This window comes from Spirochaetales bacterium (assembly GCA_016930085.1).
Taxonomy (GTDB): Bacteria; Spirochaetota; Spirochaetia; order SZUA-6; family JAFGRV01; genus JAFGHO01.
The window spans coordinates 1-18,397 of record JAFGHO010000057.1 but is presented as its reverse complement, the minus strand read 5'-3'; the positions used below and the strand labels follow the sequence as shown (position 1 = coordinate 18,397).

Here is an 18,397-nt window from a genome sequence, read left to right as displayed (position 1 = left end):
ATGACATATACTACTAATAGCATAAATTAATTTCAAGAATATAGCAAATGATTTTTACCTATCATGTTTTGTATTTCTCATTCGGTTTTCCGCATTCCATCCGTGGTATACCTTGATTGTCTGCCTCGACAATCGCCGTTTGTGTCGAACAAACGGTGTGCAGGAGTGCCCTTTCGAAGCCAAAAAAAAAGAGCAGCCGTCGAAAGCTGCTCCCCGGTGCGACATCACGTTTATTTTTTATCGAACGCGCTTATGAGGCGCCGGGATACTTGAACTATGACAGGTGAAAGAAAAAAAACAGTTACTTTAATCGTATCCCATTTCTATAATAAAAAATATTCTCTTTTATCACGTTATGTTTTATATTTTTTTACTCAACGTTTATATTACTAATATAATCCATCTATGCCAAAAAGCACATCAGCATAATCTTGGTTTTTTGTATCAGATAATCAACCTATTTTACCCTATCAGAAAGCCATTGACGTCCTTACCCCCACACCGTGCCTGAAGCTTCCGTCATCGATAAAAGGATAAAAATCGTAATAAAGCTCATAGGTGACAACAAGAAATTTTAGCCCGGCAAAAATCCTGAAGCCGATTGATTCATCGTTGACATAATCGATGAGAACGCCGCCGCCGCCCCGGATGTCGATTAAATATCCAAAAAAACTATCGCTTTTCCCCGGAGGATACATCGTATAGAGAAAACAAAGATTGAACGCTTTATTTACCGGATCGCCTTCGATTCCGCACGAAAGCTGGTGATTTAAAAAATAGAGGTCGATCGATCCGCTGAACGTAAGCCACTGAACGGGCCTCCCGTCAAAGGGGAAGTGGCATCCATAATAACCGGCCGTCACGCCCAGGAAGTTGTATTCGACAGGGTACATAAGCTTGATATCGAGCAGCTCTACCGGTATCTCGTCAAATGTTTCTGCATACAGCCTGTAAGGTTTTTCCGAAGGAATATCCGCGGGTACCGGGCGTTCCATGAGGTCCAGATTCGATAGAAGCGTTGCATTTCCGGGTGTCTTGACAATAAGTTCCAGTTCCGAAAAACCGCCTTTGAATGTGTGTGATGCAAAAAGATCATACACATACCATTGTGTGCCCCTGTCGTCTCTGAAGAGATTCAAAAGATGTGCGGCCTGCGGGGCCGTCGGTCCCGTTCTCCCGGACATGTTATGCCACCCGGGTGAAAGTCTGAATCGGACCTCGATCGATTTTCGTTCACCCGGCGGGCACTCGAGAGAGAATTGCTCTGCCGTATAGGTTCGTATTTCACGGGGGAACTCGTCCTCGCGCGCCCAGGGGATTTCGTTGATATCGATTATTTTTGTGACCGACGATACGGCTTGTCCGTCGATACTGATGGAAATCCGATGTGCCTCCGGTGAAAGAAAAATGAGGTCGCTTTTCACAGGAGTATTTTCCGGATTGACTATCCGGTATGTTGCAGAACATGGTTCGGGATCCGAAGCGTTCTCTCTCAGGTCCAGAACGAGTATCTCTTTTTCGATGCGAAGCTTTTCCCCGTCACCTTTCAGTGAGAGGATATCGCCCGCCACCCCGGTAATCCCGAAAGGGGCAGCGATATTTGCCCGCGCATACGGACTTAATCCGGTCAGAATCAGCATTATCACAACAAATCTTCTCATCAAACCCTCCTCGAAAAATTACTAAAGCCCGAAAATCAATCTCCTGTTACCGTATGACCTCTTTATTCTTTCTGATGTATGGGGAAAAAACACCTGCGTTTCGGGATGCATTTAACCCGTATAGATGAGAATATAAAGAATACGGCCATGAAAATCAAACGGTAAATACGCCGTATATTTCTTAGGAAAAACATATGTATTTATAAAAAGCAGGACGATAATAGAATAATAACTGTTTTACTGCCGGATTCTTTTACCCCGGAGGTGTATATTATAAAACGGGGTTCTACTCCCGTGAAAGGGGAATATATGAGTATGAAACCGGTCCTGTTCAGGGCAGTTTTGGTCTTCATGGCTTTTGTTTCACTCAGCTCCTATTGCGAAGACGTTCAGGTTGAAGGGTATCCGTACCGTCTCGATATTCCTGAAAACTGGGTGCTTCTGGATGCTTCGAACCTCGCCTATATATCCTTTACCGATCCGTCGCATTCGGTCGTTCTCCAGGTTGCAAGCTATCCCGGAGAAACCTTTTTCAAGGCCCAGGATATGTTCGAAACGGTGAAAAAACAGATGAATGCTGAAGGTGAAGGAGAAAACTTTATTTTTTCCATGAAAAACTCCTACTTTTCCGAACTTACCTTCCAGACAGGTTCCTTTATCGCCAGAGGCTATTTTATCTTTATAAACGGAAAGGATTATGATTACGGGGTGTTCTGTTTCGCGCCGAAAGATCTTTTTGAAACCTTTCACGCGTTTATCCTTTCCGCGCTTGATTCGTTTTCGCTGGATGAAGAGGGGATTTTCTATCCGGGACCGGTAAGCCAGTATTATTATCCCTTCCCGGGGCCTCGGAAAGAAAAAGCTGAAGTGAAATTTCTCGATACATCGCTCTCCCTCGGGATCGACGCAAATGAAGTCGAGGCTTCGCAGCTTGTCATCGAACGAGAGGCGCTGGTGCTTGCAGCCTATGAAACCAACAGGATAAAGGCATGGGAGCGTTTTTACAGAATGATTTACCGGGACTCCTACCACCGGCTCGACGATCTGTTTGATCTTCTCGTTGTCGAATGCGAGAAAAAGGGGAAGAATAAAAAGGAGATGATTTCCTTGTTTCTCACATGGATTCAGAACTTTTCGTATGAAGAATCGAACTCGATCGGAGATATTATCTCCCCCCTGACGTCTGCGGTGCTGGGTATCGGTGATTGCGACTCACGCTCCCTCCTGTATGTCATTCTCCTTCATCACCTCGGTGCCGATGCCGTCCTCTTTGTATCGGCTGTTTATTCTCATTCGGGAGCGGGTGTCGATAACGGTATCCTGGGCGGAACGGGGGCAAGGATAGAGGCATTCGGGAAGGAATACCTCTATGCGGAACTGACCGCAAAGGTTGCGATCGGTATGATTGCGAAAGATATGGCAGATCCCGCCGGATGGATTCCTATTCACCCGGCAATCAGGGAGTAAAACACGCACGACAAAATAACGCAGAATCTCCGGCAAAAAAGCTAAGGTTTTAATTGCCGTTTATGCGGTATGATATGATCGATAGGAGACGATGGCGAGTATCGGGTCTGAGAAATAAAGCGTGATATCTCGGACGCCGGTACCATCGTAATAAAAGAGAGAAAGCGGCGGAATAAATGAATCTTGTCATGTATAAAACAAAGAAACTGCTGCGAAGGTTTCTGCTTTATACGGTCCTTTTATTCTTTTTTCTCATATTTACCTTTCCTTTTTATTATGTATTTGTACTTGCCACGCGAAGTTACGATACCATTTTCAATATTCCCCCGCCCATTATTTTCGGTCAGCATAGTCTTTACAATCTCCATCGCCTCATCCGGCAGATTCCGTTCGGAATGAACGCGATCCACAGCACGGCCATCGCGATCCTGGCAACTTCGACCCGTCTTGTTTTCTGTACGGCATCGGGATTCGTGCTCGCAAAATACCGTTTCCCCGGGAAATCCTTGATTTTCTCTTTTATCCTTATCACGATCATGATTCCCCGCTTTCTCAATATTATTCCCCTCTTTAAAATGATGGTCTGGTTCAAATGGGTGAATACCTATCTCCCCATGGTCATTCCGGGTATGGCGGACGCTTTCGGGATATTCCTCATGACACAATACCTCTCGACCTCGATCCCCGACGAACTCCTCGATGCGGCACGGATCGACGGACTCAATGAATACAAGATATTAATTTTTATCGGGTTTCCCCTCGCGAAACCGGGCCTTGGGGTACTCGGAACAGTCACGTTTATCGGATCCTGGAACGATCTCCTTTACGCGCTTGTCATGCTTCCCGAACGAAACATGCAAACGATCCCGGTCGCTCTCTCGTCGCTCCATCTTATGGCGGAAGGCGATTTCGGCGCTCTCATGATGGGAAATGCTTTGGCCCTGATTCCCCTCATTCTGGTTTTCATATTTTTCTCAAAAAAGATCATCTCCCACATAATTGCGGGGAGTCTGAAGGGATAAAAATATGAGAAAAAACCGTTTACGGGAATATTATACCGCATCATACCTCATGTTGAGTCCGTTTTTTGTTCTTTTTGCCGTTTTCGGCATATTTCCGATCATCTTCTCGCTTTTCCTCTCGCTGCAAAACTGGGGAGGTATGGGACCCGTAAAATTCGTGGGAATTTCAAATTTTTCTTTCCTCCTTTTTCAGGATACCTATTTCTGGAAAACAATCGGCATCACATTTTTCCTGCTTGTTTTTGGATCATTTACCCAGCATTTTTTCGCCATCCCCCTCGCCGTTATCCTCAACAACCGGTTGGTAAATGGGCGGGACGCGTTTCGCACCGCTTATTTTTTACCGTATATCACAAGTTCCGTGTCGATCGCCCTCATCTTTTCGTATGTATTCAGCACCAATTACGGAATCGTAAACTTCATTATTCAAGGACTCGGTTTGAATCGGATTGCCTGGCTCGAAAATAAAAAGCTCATTCCGATATCGCTCGCCATTATCATCAACTGGCGGTACATCGGCTGGAATACGGTCATCTATCTCGCCGGACTTCAGTCCATACCGGAAGAACTCTATGAAGCGGCCGATATTGACGGGGCATCGTCTTTTCGCAAACATCTCTCGATCACCCTCCCCCTCCTGCTGCCCATCATTTTCTTTGCCCTCACCCTGAGTATTATCGGGGGTATGCAGCTTTTCGACGAACCATTTGTCATTCTCAATGGCTACCAAGGGATGGGCGGAACGGACAATGCCGGGTTCACTTCCGCTTATTACATTATGTGGCTTCTTCAGCGCGTCGGAAAATACGGCAAGGGGAGTGCTGTTTCCTGGCTGCTATTCGTTATCGTGTTTTCCATGACCATGTTAAACCGGAAGATCATCGAAAGGCTTGAAGGAACGAAAAAATAAAAAAACAAATAGTTCGGCAACCATGCCGAATTTCGTCTTGATAATTTTATGCCTTTGATCTATTACTATTATCATGAACCATCTCCACACATATCTTTTCCTTGAAAAAGACGGAGCGGTCGTGGTCTCCATTGACTGCCCCGGAAATATCTATCTCATGAGCGGTAATGAATATTCGAACTATTGCGCGTCGGCGGATTTCACCGCCGTCGGCGGCAAGGCGAAAATCGGTAAAAATACGATTCATGCCCCGAAAGCGGGGAAATGGCACCTTGTTATCGACAATGACGATCGACCGGAAAGTCTGAATGTGGCCCTTTCCATATCAAACGGGCGGCAGCTGTTCGAAGCGTTCGACGGGGTCGAAAACGCGGAACGGTATCAGGAAGCGGGTAAAAAAAAGCCGCCTGAAGACGCACCAAAGAATAAAGGTAAAAAAGGCGGCAAGGATTTCAAGAAACGTTTTCAAAAAGAAATACTCGATCTGGTAAAAGATATGGATGACGCGGGGCTTACGTTTCTGATCGAACAGGCGGAAATCCTCATCGGAGATCAGGAAGAAGAGGAGATGAACCGGCAGGTAAAGATCTGGAACGAGAAACTGACCGGCAAGAGTAAGAAAACACCCGAATCGAAAAGGGGAAAAACGGGAAAAGGGCCTGCCGCCGTACTCGATATCGAACAGCATTCGGAGAACGCATTTATCCTGTCGATCGGCGGCGTGAGGAAAGTCCTTTCCAGACTCGAATTGCGTTCGATTGTGGCGATGAGTCATTCGCGGATAGGGGACGCCGAGTTTTCATCCCGTTTATACGACTGGTTGAAAACATCGCGAAACGATTTCCTCTTTGATCTCAACATCAAAAGCGCCGATCATCCCCTCTGGCCCCGTTTACGAAGATTTTTGCGAACAAAATTCAAACCAAAAACATGACTTCGGAAAGGGACCGGCCCGATTATCCGGGCGGTCCGTTTATCGGTGTTTCGATATCGGGTTTTCCCGTCTTCGATGTATAGAGGGAAATAAAAAACAAAACCGCACCGAATGTCAACGAGAGATCGGCAAAATTCAGGATACCTGTACGCAGGCCGTCGATACCGAAATTCATGAAATCGATCACCACCCCGTTATTCGTCAGCCTGTCATAAATATTACCGATTCCGCCGCCGACAACGCTCGACAGACAGACGATCTGAAATATCGATAATTCCTTTTTTATGCCGATGTAAATAAAAAAACCAATCAGACAAAGCGTCGGAATGAGACTGAGAAAGATGAATTTATAGGGTTCGGGGAGGTCGGATCCCATACCCAGAAAGGCGCCGGTATTTTCCGCATAGAGAAGAATAAAGACATTACCGATAATGTTGATCGTCCCCTTTTCAATCAGATATTCCCTTGCCAGGCCTTTTGTCACCTGATCACACCCGATGTTCAGCGATATCGTTATAACGATGACGAGCAGTTTTATCAGATTGTTTTTGCCTATTCTCATATATTTTCCCGCTTTATGACTGGATTTACCGAACCGTATTCTCCGAAGCCTTTCAATACTGTCTCTATATACAAAATATCGATACCCGTTGTCAAGGTTACTGAATAGTGAAACTTTGTTTGGGTTTTTTCCTGATGTGTAAAAAAAAAAGTATTTGCCGCTTTACATATCGGTTTTCATCTGATACACTACGGTTCTTCGGGGCGGGGAGCGAACCGCCCCGTACGAATGGGTTTAACAGCCGGGGCACGGATTAATGTGGCCGGGCTTTACAAGGTAAATTAATGTAAAGAGTAATGCCTATGAGAAAAATTTTTGTAAAGTATTCCGTTTCTATGAAAAACAAAACTAAAGGAGTCGGAAAAGGAATGAACGATACAAAAGGAGTGGAGCTCTTGCAGGATACATCAGGTGATTTAAACGATGATCAGACAGTGCATCAGCATATGACTATCGAAGAAATCCGCAGTATTACCAGCAAAATCAAGGTTTCACTTGTTGATACGTTCCTGAAGCGCAAGTATTAGTCCAGGTTTTTTAATGATAGCATGTATATTGGATACGACTGCTGTATTTTACTGGATTCAGCCTCCCAGTTCTGCAATCCATCTTCTCCTCGATAGATATATCTTCTTCAACAAACAGATGGTCACCCTGTATCTGCCGGATACATGCCGGTGCCAGATCATCCAGCAACTGTTCAATCAATTCCTCCTCAAGAAAATTTCTTTTTCCGAAAGAAACCAGCTCGTCAAGGAGTTTACGAAAAAGGATACGATTACGATCGGCAACGCCCATATTCATATTTATGACGAACAAAATTTTGATAAATCAAGCACCATATACGAAAAATCCTTTAAAATACCCCTGCAGGGAAAGATCAAGAAAGAACCGATCGACATATCTGATATGAATGTCATCGCCACCGCCCTCAGCCTGAAGGAACAGATCGAGCGGGGTCGGATTTTCGATGATCCCCGTTATCTTGACATCAAACGGGAGGAGTTCAATACGTTCTTCGACTACACGGTGAAAGAAGAATATATGAAACTCGACGCGCAGAAAAAGGGTTTCGATAATGAACTCAAATCACAATGCGGTCTCTCATTGGCCCATTTTTTTGACGATGTCCTGAAAAAAATATCGAGTGAAAAATTGACCAGACTCTTTCTCGACCAACTCAGAGAAAATATTCCCGAAATGGTCGAGGAGAAGTTCCTTCTCGAACTTGACGAGTTGTACAAAGGATTCAACGACTCGCTTTATCGCCAGCTCGACAAACAGGTCCGCGATCTTTTTGACCGTATCCTTATCGGGAGAATCCTCAATGAGATCGAGCCCTTCGAAAAAGAACTCAAGGCCCGCTTTGCGAATATGCCGACCAATAATCACGACGTATTGATCGTGTCCTCGGATTCACATCTGTTCCATGTCGCCAACGCACTGGGTATTACCTGTTTCGATCCGAATCCTGACAGGAATTCGACCTCCGACATCCTCAGAAAGATTATCAATTATATTTATCTCAATCATCGCAGCGCGGACCGCTACGAACAGAAAAATATCCGTTTCGAAGAAATGATAAAGGCCGATTACGAAATCGACGGCAGATTCTTTTCAAATGACGACAAGGGTTTCAATGTCGTCAACATCTGTTCGAAGGGAATCTGTATCACCCATGACGACAACAACAACCCCACCTGCGGAGATAAAATAAAAATCACCCTCAAACGGTATCACCGGCCCCTGGTGAATGGCATCTACGGGGAAGTACGCTGGCAGCATCGCGGCAGAGCTGGAATAAGATTTCATGAACAGCTCCAGGACACCGTCATGGAGCAGATAGTCCTTTCACATTAAATTCGACAATCCCTGAATGAAGGAGAACGATGAATTTTATCAGAGAACTGCTGGTACTTCCCGTATCGTGCCTGATTTTCCTCAACCGCTACCTCAAGATCTTCAAAAATTTGGAGCTTTACCGGTGGAAATGGAATATCGGCGGGAACATCGACGACGCGTGCCGGTATCTTCAGATGTATGCGCTCGAGAAAGGAATCGAGGAGGCCTCATCGATGGCCGAAGCGCTGCTCGAGCGGCAGAAAGATTCCGCGATCGCCTCGTGTATGGGATTTCTCAATATTCGGATAAAAAGAAGCTTAGACGGGGCTGAGGCATGGATAAAAAAAGCGGAAAATACAGAGACGGTCAACCCCCAGATGCTCCTTCTCCTCAAACTCGTCATTGCATCGCTTGAGGAACGACCTGAACGAGGCGCTATTATCGAAGAGATGCTTTCCCGCAACGACCTTCCCACGTCATATACCCTGACCGCTCTTTGCGAAAAAGCCGAATATGCCATTCACCAAAATGACTGGAAGACGCCGGAAGAGATCGCTTCATATATACTCGACATCATGGATTACCCACTCGCACACTGGCTTCACTGGATGTGTCACATGAAAAATGAAAAGACCGAAGATGCGGAAAAAGAATTTAATCTATTGAAAAAACAGGTAAATGAGCCTCGATTGAGTTATTATTTGGGATTGGGATATTTTTATTGCGGCCGTGAAGAACAATCGAGATCCGCATTGAAACACGCGCTACAGGCAGGCTTCGACTATACGCTTGTCCCCCCTTCCGTTCGACGGTTCATCGCTGCCGGTAACGGTTTTACCGTTAGCCTACCATAGAAACCGCGTTTCAGGAGGGGTATTGCCTGAAATCGTTGAAAAATGTATAACGTAAGCAGGAAGGAATTATGGATATTTCATTAGCATTACGATTACTGCCGGGACTTGTGATCGGACTGACCTTTCACGAAGCATCACACGCGTTCAGCGCGCAATTGCTCGGTGACGCGAATCCTCAGCGGATGGGACGCATCAGTCTCAATCCGCTTCGCCACCTATCGCCTTTGGGAACACTCGCGCTTTTCATTCTGCATTTCGGATGGGGGAGGCCCGTCGAAGTCAATATCTTTAATTTTAAAAAACCCAGGGTTCATTATTTGCTTACCTCGCTTGCGGGGCCCGCGGCCAATCTTCTTCTCTGCTGCTGTGCCGTCCTTTTTATGTTCATTTTTCGCGGCAACGCCGCGGTCATGGAAGCATTATTGTTTTTCTATTATATCAACGCGATGTTGGCCCTGATCAACCTCATCCCCATCCCTCCCCTTGACGGGAGCAAAATCTGGCCGTGTCTCATCCCGTGGTTGCGGCCGGTTATATCGCGCCGGATGTCCTTCGTATGGATGATAATGCTGCTTGGTTTATTGTACACCGGTATTATCGAGAAAGGGATGACGTATTTCCTTACGGCCGTCAGTATGCCCCTCGTGTTTTTCAACCTCCTGCCCCTGTAGCGGTACCGGATATCCCGAACATCACCTCCCACATCCGGATCACCCGGTGTTTTTACGTATAATAGACTCCGCGGCACGCGCGCCGCTCGCCCACGCCGCCGTTATCCCCCTGCTTGTGCCCGCACCGTCACCGACCAGGTAAATACCCTCTTTCACCTGGAATGAATCGTCCATATACCGCGGCCTGTTTGCGTAAAGTTTTATCTCCGGATAATACATGATCGTTCCCGGATGCAGAATCCCCGGTACAATCGTGTCAAGAAGTTTCATCGACTTCCAGATCGCCCGCAGTATTTTTGCGGGAACGGAAAGGCTGATATCACCCGGCGTGCAATCGGGGAGGGACGGCCTGAAATCATACAGATCCTCATTGAAGCTTTCGATCTTCGAACGCCTGCCGAGCCGGAAATCCCCGACCCGCTGCATAATCGGTTTACCCCCGCCCATCAGCATGACCTGCAGGCCGAGCATTTCGGCAAACGCCTGGCCGCTTGCGAGCGGTTCGGAAAGCCGTACCGTATTGAGCAGCGCGACATTGACGAGTCCGTTGGGTTTCCTTTCTTCCGAATAGGCATGCCCGTTGATACTCACATAGCGCTCGCCGGAGCGGGATTTATATCTCTCCGCAACGACAAATGCCCGCCTGCTGTTTGTGCAGAAGGTTCTCACCTTGTCCGGGAAAATGAACTTGGGGTCGTAGTAGTCAATAACAATCGGATAATGTTCGATGCGTGTTTCCACCCGTATGCCGATGTCCACGATATTGTCGACATAGGGAATCGACAGGATATCCATCACCCGCTGGAGGAACCGGAACCCCTTCCTTCCCGGCGCGATAATGATGGATTCGGATGCGAGTTCCCTTTGGGCACTGTTGAGAACGTTTTTCTTCGGATCGATCGAAAGTATTTCTTCACCGAGCGAAATCTCCGCCCCTTTTGATTCAAGTGTTTTCATAAGCCGCCCGATGAGCTTTATCCCCCCGTCCGTGCCCATGTGCGCCTGTTTGATATCGAGCAGCGTCACTCCAATTTTTTCCGCCCGTGATTTATAGACATCGATATTTTTTTTTGCCAATATATCCGGTCGAAGATAGCTGATGGACTCCTCCATATAACGTTCCGCCTCTTCCTTCCGCCAGTGTTCCACGGGGAACCCGACCGGAAAGGTGAAGTTCATTTTACAATCGTTTCGGAAACCCCCGGAACAAAGCCGTTCCTTATCGACCAGAAGTATCGTCATACCCGGTTTTTTTTCGAGAAGATGAAAGGCGGCCCCCATTCCCGCCGGTCCGGTCCCGACAATAATACAATCGTAGTGTTTCATATATGGCAAGTGTAGCCGATACGAAAGAAAAAAGGAAGGGGGTGACCGTCCGAACGACACCACCTCGCGCAAAGGCGGCATCGGATGATATGTCTTGTGGCTTTCTATCATGGCATAACGGCATTACCTATTATCGGCAAAAGTATTGCGGCCGGCATGCTGCCTACCCCCTTTACAAAACTCACGTCCGGCTGTATATTCAGTAAACAACTGGTAAAGGAATCTCCATGCCTGATTTCGTCCATCTCCATACCCATTCGGATTTCTCGCTTTTAGACGGCGCGGCGTCCATCGGGGAGCTTGTCGAACGGACAAGGGCGCTTAATATCAAACATTGCGCGTTGACCGATCACGGGAACATGTTCGGCGCCGTGCAGTTTTACAAGGAATGCAAAAAAAACAAAATCAATCCGATTATCGGGAGCGAGTTCTATATCGCGCCGGACTCACGGCATTCAAAAACGGCAGGAGACGGCAAGCCGAAATACAATCATCTCGTTCTTCTTGCCTCCTCGGAGGTGGGGTACAGAAACCTGATCAAGCTTTCTTCCGCCGGTTATGTGGAGGGCTTTTATTACAGGCCGAGAATCGATGATGATATCCTCAAAGAACATTCTAGAGACATTATCGCGCTTTCCGCATGTCTTGCCGGAGAAATCCCCTCGCTCGTTCTGGCGGGCCGCGATGAGGACGCGGAAAAAAAGGCGCTTTTTTACGCCGATATGTTCGGCCGGGACCGCTTTTATCTTGAAATACAGGATCACGGAATTCCGGAACAAAAAACCGTCAACATGGCATTGATAGATATTTCCCGCAGGACGAATATTCCCGTGGTGGCAACAAACGATATCCATTACATGAGACGGGACGATGCGAAGGCGCAGGATGTACTTATCTGCATCGGTACGAACAAAAAATTATCGGAAAGCGACCGGATGAGGTTCAAAAGCGATCAGTTTTATTACAAATCGCCTGAGGAAATGGAGGCTCTTTTCGGAAGCTATCCCGCCGCTTTGACCAATACGCTGAAAATTGCCGAGATGTGCAACCTCACGATTTCCCTTCCCGGCCCCAGGCTTCCCGATTATCACATACCCGGCGGATACACGCTCCGGAGTTATTTCACCGAAATCGCCTACCGCGGGCTGGCCGGACGATACGGAGAGATCACGCCACAGATAAAAGAACGATTCGATTATGAAATCACCGTTATCGATTCCATGAACTTTATCGGCTATTTTCTTATTGTTTGGGATTTTATCCGTTTTGCGAAAGAAAACGGTATCCCCGTCGGACCGGGAAGGGGTTCAGGCGCCGGTTCGATCGTCGCTTATTCCCTCAACATCACCGATATCGATCCGCTGCAATACGGGCTTCTCTTTGAACGCTTTCTCAATCCCGACAGGGTTTCCATGCCTGATTTCGATATCGACTTCTGCTACGAACGCCGCGGAGAGGTCATCGATTATGTGACAACGAAGTACGGGGAAGCGAGGGTCGGCCAGATCATCACCTTCGGGACCCTCAAACCGAAGGCGGTCATCCGGGATGTTGCCCGGGTCCTGGATTTCCCGTATGACGAGGCGGACAGAATCGCGAAACTCGTTCCTGGCGGCCCGAAAATTACCCTTGAAAAGGCCATATCCATGGAACAGCAACTCAAGGATCTGGAAAAAAACGGAGAAAAGTACTCGGAATTGCTTGAAATCAGCAAAAAACTCGAGGGGCGGCGGCGTCACGCGTCTACCCACGCGGCCGGTATCGTTATCGGAAAAAGCGACCTCACCGACTATGTCCCCCTCTACCGTGATCCCCGGACCGGTTCGATCTCCACCCAATACACAATGGAGTATCTCGAGGAATGCGGCCTTGTCAAAATGGATTTTCTGGGACTCAAAACCCTTACCCTCATCGAACATACCCTTTCGCTTCTTGAAAAACGGGGGGTTCATATGGTCCGTTCCGAAATCCCGCTTGAGGATACAAATACCTTTGCCCTCCTCGGCGAAGGGAAAAGTACCTGTATTTTTCAGTTCGAAAGCCAGGGTATGCAGAACATTCTCAAAAAGGCAAGACCGGAAAAAATCGAGGACCTCATCGCTCTCAATGCCCTCTACCGCCCCGGTCCCATGGATCATATCGACCAGTATATCGAATCAAGACTCAATCCCCGAAAAATTACATACCCCCTCCCCGAGCTGGAGCCGGTTCTGAAGGAAACATACGGGGTTATCGTGTACCAGGAACAGGTTATGGAGATCGCGCGGATCGTGGCGGGATTTTCGTTGGGTCAGGCGGATATACTGCGCAGGGCAATGGGAAAGAAAAAAGAAAAGGTCATGGAGGAAATGCGGGAAAAATTTGTGGCCGGGGCTCGTGAGAAGGGCTACACTCAGCATGTTGCGGATGACATTTTCAAACTTCTCATTCCTTTTGCCGGCTACGGATTCAACAAATCCCATGCCGCCGCCTATTCGGTACTCGCCTATCAGACTGCGTACCTCAAGGCCAATTACCCCGCCGAGTTCATGGCGGCGAACCTCACCAATGAAATCAACAACCCGGATAAACTCGCCGAATATATCCATGAAACACGCGAAATGGGAATCGATATCCTCAGACCGGACATCAATCTCTCCGAAAAAACATTTACCGTTCTGGACGGGCATATCATCTACGGACTCATGGGCGTCAAGAATGTGGGAACGGCGGCCGTCGATGTGATACTGCACGAACGGTCTGCCGGAGGAGATTACAGCGATATTATCGATTTTCTCGAGCGTGTCGATCTGAAGGTAGTCAATCGGAAGGTCACGGAAACCCTTATCTATTGCGGCCTTTTCGACAATCTCGGGGAAAACAGGGCCACGCTGTTCGGTAATCTCGATAAACTCCTCGATTGCGCACATAAAAAACAGGAAATGAAAATGTACGGCCAGGCTTCTCTCTTTGACGGACTCAAGGAAGACGGCTTTGAAGAAGTGGCGATAGAACGACAGCCGGAATATCCCCAGAAACAACTCCTGGACTGGGAAAAACAGTTTCTCGGACTCTTTTTTTCCGGGCATCCGCTCGATAAATACAGGCGTATTATTTCAAGGTATACGACCCTGAACCTCGATGCCGCGGACGGCGCATCAAAGGATAAAACCTATTCGGTAATCGGCATTCTTAAAAATGTGAAAGAAATAATCACCAAAACAGGAAAAAAAATGGCATTCGGACTGATCGAAGACTTCAATGGATCGATCGAACTGGTAATTTTTTCCGATGTTTTCGAAAAATACCGGATGATGCTCGAAAACGACAGGGTCATCGCCGTCGAAGGCAAAATCGATCTCAGCAGGGGGGAACCTAAACTCATCGTCGCGGCTTTTTATGATGTCAGCGAACTTCCCGAGCAGGAATCCCCCGCGGAACCGGAAGCCACGTCGGTTCATATCCTTTTAAGCGGAAATGTCTACAATACCGAACTGCTGCACCGGCTCTGCCGGCTTTGCGAGCAAAGTTCGGGGTCCTGTACCCTCTATATTCACCCCGACAGCCGGACCAATGGCGGCAGTGAGTTCATAAAAGCGGGACCGCAACTCAAGGTAAAAGCGGATAAAGATTTTTTCGATAAACTGCTTGAATACCCGCAAGTCATCAAGGTCTGGAAGGAGTAACAATCAATGACGATCGGCATTATCGATTTACATACCCATTCATTCTTCAGCGACGGGGTACTCAGCCCCGCGGAACTCGTACAACGGGCGGTACACGCCGGATATACCGGTATCGCCATTACCGATCACGTCGACGCATCGAATTGCGAGCATGTCATCGGAGCCCTTAAAAATTTCTGCCTGAAGACAAATCCATACCTTTCCATTAACGTCATTCCGGGTGTTGAAATCACCCATGTTCCGCCCGGGCAGATAAAAGAGCTTGTTGTTTTTGCACGGCGGGCGGGGGCGAAACTTGTCGTGCTTCACGGCGAGACAATCTGCGAACCGGTACCTCCTGGTACAAACAAAGCGGGAATCGAAGCGGGAATCGATATCCTTGCCCATCCCGGACTCATCACCGCGGAAGAAGCGGCCCTGGCGGCGGAAAAAGGGGTGTATCTTGAAATTACGGCCCGGCGATCCCACGGTCTCGGTAACGGGAGGGTCCTGGAGTTTGCACGAAAATACTCGGCCCCGTTTGTCCTGAATACGGACGCCCATTCGCCCGGCGACCTTTTTTCCGAGGAATGGAGAAAAAAGGTGGCATTTGGGGCTGGAATGACCGAAGCCGAGTATGATACTGTCAATAAAACCATGAAAGGGATACTGCAAAAACTGGCCCCTGGTTATCATTCCGTATGATGATTGAGAGGACCTGTTGGCGGAGGATTTAAGATGAGTTACATACTTTTATTGAATGTCATCAGTTCGTTTCTTTTTGTTTATATACTTCTTGTGACGATTCGTATTATATTCACATGGTTCAAACCCGAAGTCGACGGTAAACCATGGCATTATCTCTGTCTTATCACGGGCCGCTACCTTGCCATGTTCAGGGGTATCAAGGGACTCCGAAAAGGGGTTTTCGATTTCAGTCCGGTCCTTGCTATTTCAATCCTGTTTTTCGTTCAACAGGTAATCGACCGGGTGATTTTTTATTTGAGAACCATGGGTAAATTTTCACTCGGTATCGGGCTTTCCGTCCTGTTTTCGTCATTATGGAACAGTATCTTCTGGATCAGCATCTTTTTCGGCATTCTCTGTATTATCAGGTTCTACAACATCTTCTTTCACCGGACCCCGGATGCCGATATCATGGGAACGATCGACCTGGCACTCCAGCCGATGGTGGCGTTTGTCATGAAATTTCTCCCGCGAAAATGCGAATACCCGAAACTCCTCTTTGTCTCCATCCTGTTTCTTGCCACGATTCTTCTTCTGGGTTCACTGTTTGTCTACTATCTTGGCCGGCTTCTTGTCAGTCTGCCGATCTAATGTTTCTCCGCGAGTTTTCAAACGAAGTGCGTTTTCTCAAAGGGGTGGGGCCCCGGTTATCCGAAGTTCTCGGGAAGCTCAGTATCTCGACCATTTCCGATCTCATTCTGCATTGCCCGCGGGACTATGTGGACAGAAGCCGTATCGACCACCTCAAGGATGCCCTTAAAAAGGAAAAGGTCAATTGTATCGTCGAGGTGGTCGCCCATGACTATATCGGAAAAGGCTATAGAAAAACCCTCAAGATTCATATCGAAGATGCAACGGGAACGGCCGTGCTTCTTTGTTTCGGCAGGGCTTTTCTGGAATCCGTTTTCGTTCCCGGAAAGCGGTTTTTGGTTTCCGGTACATTCAAATACCGTTTCGGTGAGGTTCAATCATCGAACTTCGAGTATGAACCGTATCTTCCCGGTAATGAGGATTTCAAGGCGATTATCCCGATTTATCCGCTTACGGCCGGCATAACCCAGGGTGTTCTGCGGCGAATAATGAGAGGCGCCCTCGACGTTATCCGTGACACGATTGAAAACGAACTTCCCGAAAGACTCATCACGGCATATCGTTTCCCTCATAAATCCGAGGCACTCCGCACCCTTCATTTTCCCGATTCCACGGCGTCACTCCTCAGGGCGAGACAATCCCTTGTGTACGAGGAACTCTTTTACCTGCAGCTGCTCATCAAGCGGCGGGCGATCAAGAGACGTATCCAGCGTAAATCCCGAAGCCCGGTCCCCTTCGCTCTTGAAAATCGTCTCCTCGACCGGCTTCCCTTCTCCCTCACAAAGGATCAGCGGGCGGTGATCTCGGAAATCAAACAGGACCTGTTTTCTCCGTTTGCCGCCTCCCGGCTGCTTCACGGCGATGTCGGGTGTGGAAAAACCCTCGTCGCCGTCATCCTGAGCCTTTCGGTCATTGAATCCGGTGAGCAGGTCGCATTCATGGCGCCTACCGAACTCCTTGCACGGCAGCACGCCGACAGGATCGCCGATCTTCTTCAACCCATCGGGATACGTATCGGATTTCTTTCCGGTTCGGTCCGTGACGAAGAACGGAAACTCCTTCTCGATGAACTCCAATCCGGCAACATCGATCTGCTCGTCGGCACTCACGCCCTTTTTTCCGACGATATCGCGTTCAGAAATCTCGGTTTCGTCATTATCGACGAACAGCATCGCTTCGGGGTTCTCCAGCGGCTTTCAATCCTTAAAAAGGGCCGTAATCCCGATCTCCTCCTCATGACCGCCACACCCATTCCGAGAACCCTCGCCTTGACCGCCTTCGGCGACCTCGAGATATCGACGATACGGATGCAGCCGGAAGGCCGTATTCCCGTTATCACGCATCTGACCCGCGAAGGGAACGAAAGCAGGGTATATCGCAGGGTTCGCGAAGAGATATCACAGGGGAGACAGGCCTATGTCGTTTATCCGATCATCGAGGAATCGGACTCACTCGCGCTCAAAGACGCAGAGACCGGTTTCGACAGGCTTTCACGTGAAATTTTCCCCGACTTCCGGTGCGGACTTATACACTCACGGCTTCAGGAAGACCATAAACGGAAAGTCATGGAAGATTTTTCTCATCATCATCTCGATATTCTCGTCGCGACGAGTGTCGTCGAAGTGGGGGTGGATGTACCGGAGGCGACTTGTATGGTAATCGAACACGCCGAACGGTTCGGCCTTTCGGCGCTACACCAGTTACGGGGCCGGGTATGCCGCAGCGTACATCAGTCATATGCGTTCCTCATCTACGGCGTCAACCTCACCGAAGACGGTATCAGGCGGCTCAAGGTGATGATGGAAACAACGGACGGATTTCGAATCGCCGAAGAAGACCTGGCCATCCGGGGCCCGGGTGAACTGCTCGGCGTAAAACAATCGGGATTTCTCAGACTCACGGTCTCGGACCTCATAAGGGATAAAGATATCCTTGAAGCGGCGCGAAAGGATGCCTTTTCCCTGCTTGAAGACGATCCGGGATTCATAACTCCGGAGAACATGACCATCAGGGAAGTCCTGAACAGGGCGCCGCCATTTTCCGATGAGTTTCTCGACGGGGGATGAATCGTGGCCGGTCTAACCCGGATATCTCACAATTACAAGAGTTCATATTGAAATGTTTGTTATCTGTTTATTATAAAGTGACTTACATATTTAAGCCGGG

General features: G+C 48.1%; 15 protein-coding genes. 12 read left to right on the top strand and 3 right to left on the bottom strand.

What is annotated here, in order from left to right:
• Positions 1-470 precede the first annotated feature (470 nt).
• Positions 471-1,661: a hypothetical protein gene (locus tag JW881_09305; protein MBN1697698.1), complete on the bottom strand. Its 1,191-nt coding sequence runs from the start codon at positions 1,659-1,661 to the stop codon at positions 471-473.
• Between the two features lie 309 nt (positions 1,662-1,970).
• Here JW881_09305 and JW881_09300 point away from each other — a divergent pair, with 309 nt between their 5' ends.
• From JW881_09300 to JW881_09285, 4 genes are all read left to right on the top strand, one after another.
• Positions 1,971-3,128, top strand: coding sequence for a hypothetical protein (locus tag JW881_09300; GenBank protein MBN1697697.1), 1,158 nt, complete (start codon positions 1,971-1,973; stop codon positions 3,126-3,128).
• Positions 3,129-3,316: 188 nt separating this feature from the next.
• A complete protein-coding gene (locus JW881_09295) occupies positions 3,317-4,150 on the top strand; it encodes a carbohydrate ABC transporter permease (GenBank protein ID MBN1697696.1) in 834 nt (277 codons plus the stop codon).
• A 4-nt stretch (positions 4,151-4,154) separates the two neighbouring features.
• Positions 4,155-5,060 carry a sugar ABC transporter permease gene (locus tag JW881_09290; GenBank protein ID MBN1697695.1) on the top strand — a complete coding sequence of 302 codons (906 nt, stop codon included), beginning with the start codon at positions 4,155-4,157 and terminating at the stop codon, positions 5,058-5,060.
• A 73-nt stretch (positions 5,061-5,133) separates the two neighbouring features.
• Positions 5,134-5,994: a DUF1883 domain-containing protein gene (locus JW881_09285; GenBank protein MBN1697694.1), complete on the top strand. Its 861-nt coding sequence runs from the start codon at positions 5,134-5,136 to the stop codon at positions 5,992-5,994.
• 22 nt (positions 5,995-6,016) lie between these two features.
• On the opposite strand, the gene lspA is transcribed toward JW881_09285, so the two are convergent.
• Positions 6,017-6,556 carry a signal peptidase II gene (lspA, locus tag JW881_09280; protein MBN1697693.1) on the bottom strand — a complete coding sequence of 180 codons (540 nt, stop codon included), beginning with the start codon at positions 6,554-6,556 and terminating at the stop codon, positions 6,017-6,019.
• Between the two features lie 368 nt (positions 6,557-6,924).
• On the opposite strand from lspA, the gene JW881_09275 reads away from it, so the two are divergent.
• The 4 genes from JW881_09275 to JW881_09260 all read left to right on the top strand — a co-directional run bounded on the left by JW881_09275 (position 6,925) and on the right by JW881_09260 (position 9,923).
• Entirely contained in the window at positions 6,925-7,083 is a 159-nt protein-coding gene (locus JW881_09275; GenBank protein ID MBN1697692.1) for a hypothetical protein, read from the top strand.
• Positions 7,084-7,096: 13 nt separating this feature from the next.
• Positions 7,097-8,416: a hypothetical protein gene (locus JW881_09270; protein MBN1697691.1), complete on the top strand. Its 1,320-nt coding sequence runs from the start codon at positions 7,097-7,099 to the stop codon at positions 8,414-8,416.
• A 29-nt stretch (positions 8,417-8,445) separates the two neighbouring features.
• Entirely contained in the window at positions 8,446-9,252 is an 807-nt protein-coding gene (locus tag JW881_09265) for a hypothetical protein (protein ID MBN1697690.1), read from the top strand.
• A gap of 68 nt (positions 9,253-9,320) precedes the next feature.
• Complete coding sequence (locus JW881_09260; GenBank protein MBN1697689.1) at positions 9,321-9,923, top strand: site-2 protease family protein; 603 nt, start codon at positions 9,321-9,323, stop codon at positions 9,921-9,923.
• A gap of 39 nt (positions 9,924-9,962) precedes the next feature.
• On the opposite strand, the gene JW881_09255 is transcribed toward JW881_09260, so the two are convergent.
• Complete coding sequence (locus JW881_09255; protein MBN1697688.1) at positions 9,963-11,249, bottom strand: FAD-dependent oxidoreductase; 1,287 nt, start codon at positions 11,247-11,249, stop codon at positions 9,963-9,965.
• Between the two features lie 227 nt (positions 11,250-11,476).
• On the opposite strand from JW881_09255, the gene dnaE reads away from it, so the two are divergent.
• From dnaE to recG, 4 genes are read left to right on the top strand one after another with little or no spacing between them, the layout of a single operon-like run.
• Positions 11,477-14,914 carry a DNA polymerase III subunit alpha gene (gene dnaE / locus JW881_09250; GenBank protein ID MBN1697687.1) on the top strand — a complete coding sequence of 1,146 codons (3,438 nt, stop codon included), beginning with the start codon at positions 11,477-11,479 and terminating at the stop codon, positions 14,912-14,914.
• 6 nt (positions 14,915-14,920) lie between these two features.
• On the top strand, positions 14,921-15,598 hold the full coding sequence (locus tag JW881_09245; GenBank protein ID MBN1697686.1) for a histidinol phosphate phosphatase domain-containing protein: 678 nt from the start codon (positions 14,921-14,923) through the stop codon (positions 15,596-15,598).
• Positions 15,599-15,631: 33 nt separating this feature from the next.
• Positions 15,632-16,231, top strand: coding sequence for a YggT family protein (locus JW881_09240; protein ID MBN1697685.1), 600 nt, complete (start codon positions 15,632-15,634; stop codon positions 16,229-16,231).
• Complete coding sequence (gene recG / locus JW881_09235; protein ID MBN1697684.1) at positions 16,231-18,297, top strand: ATP-dependent DNA helicase RecG; 2,067 nt, start codon at positions 16,231-16,233, stop codon at positions 18,295-18,297. Before JW881_09240 ends, recG begins: the two co-directional genes overlap by 1 nt.
• The last annotated feature ends 100 nt before the right edge of the window (positions 18,298-18,397 follow it).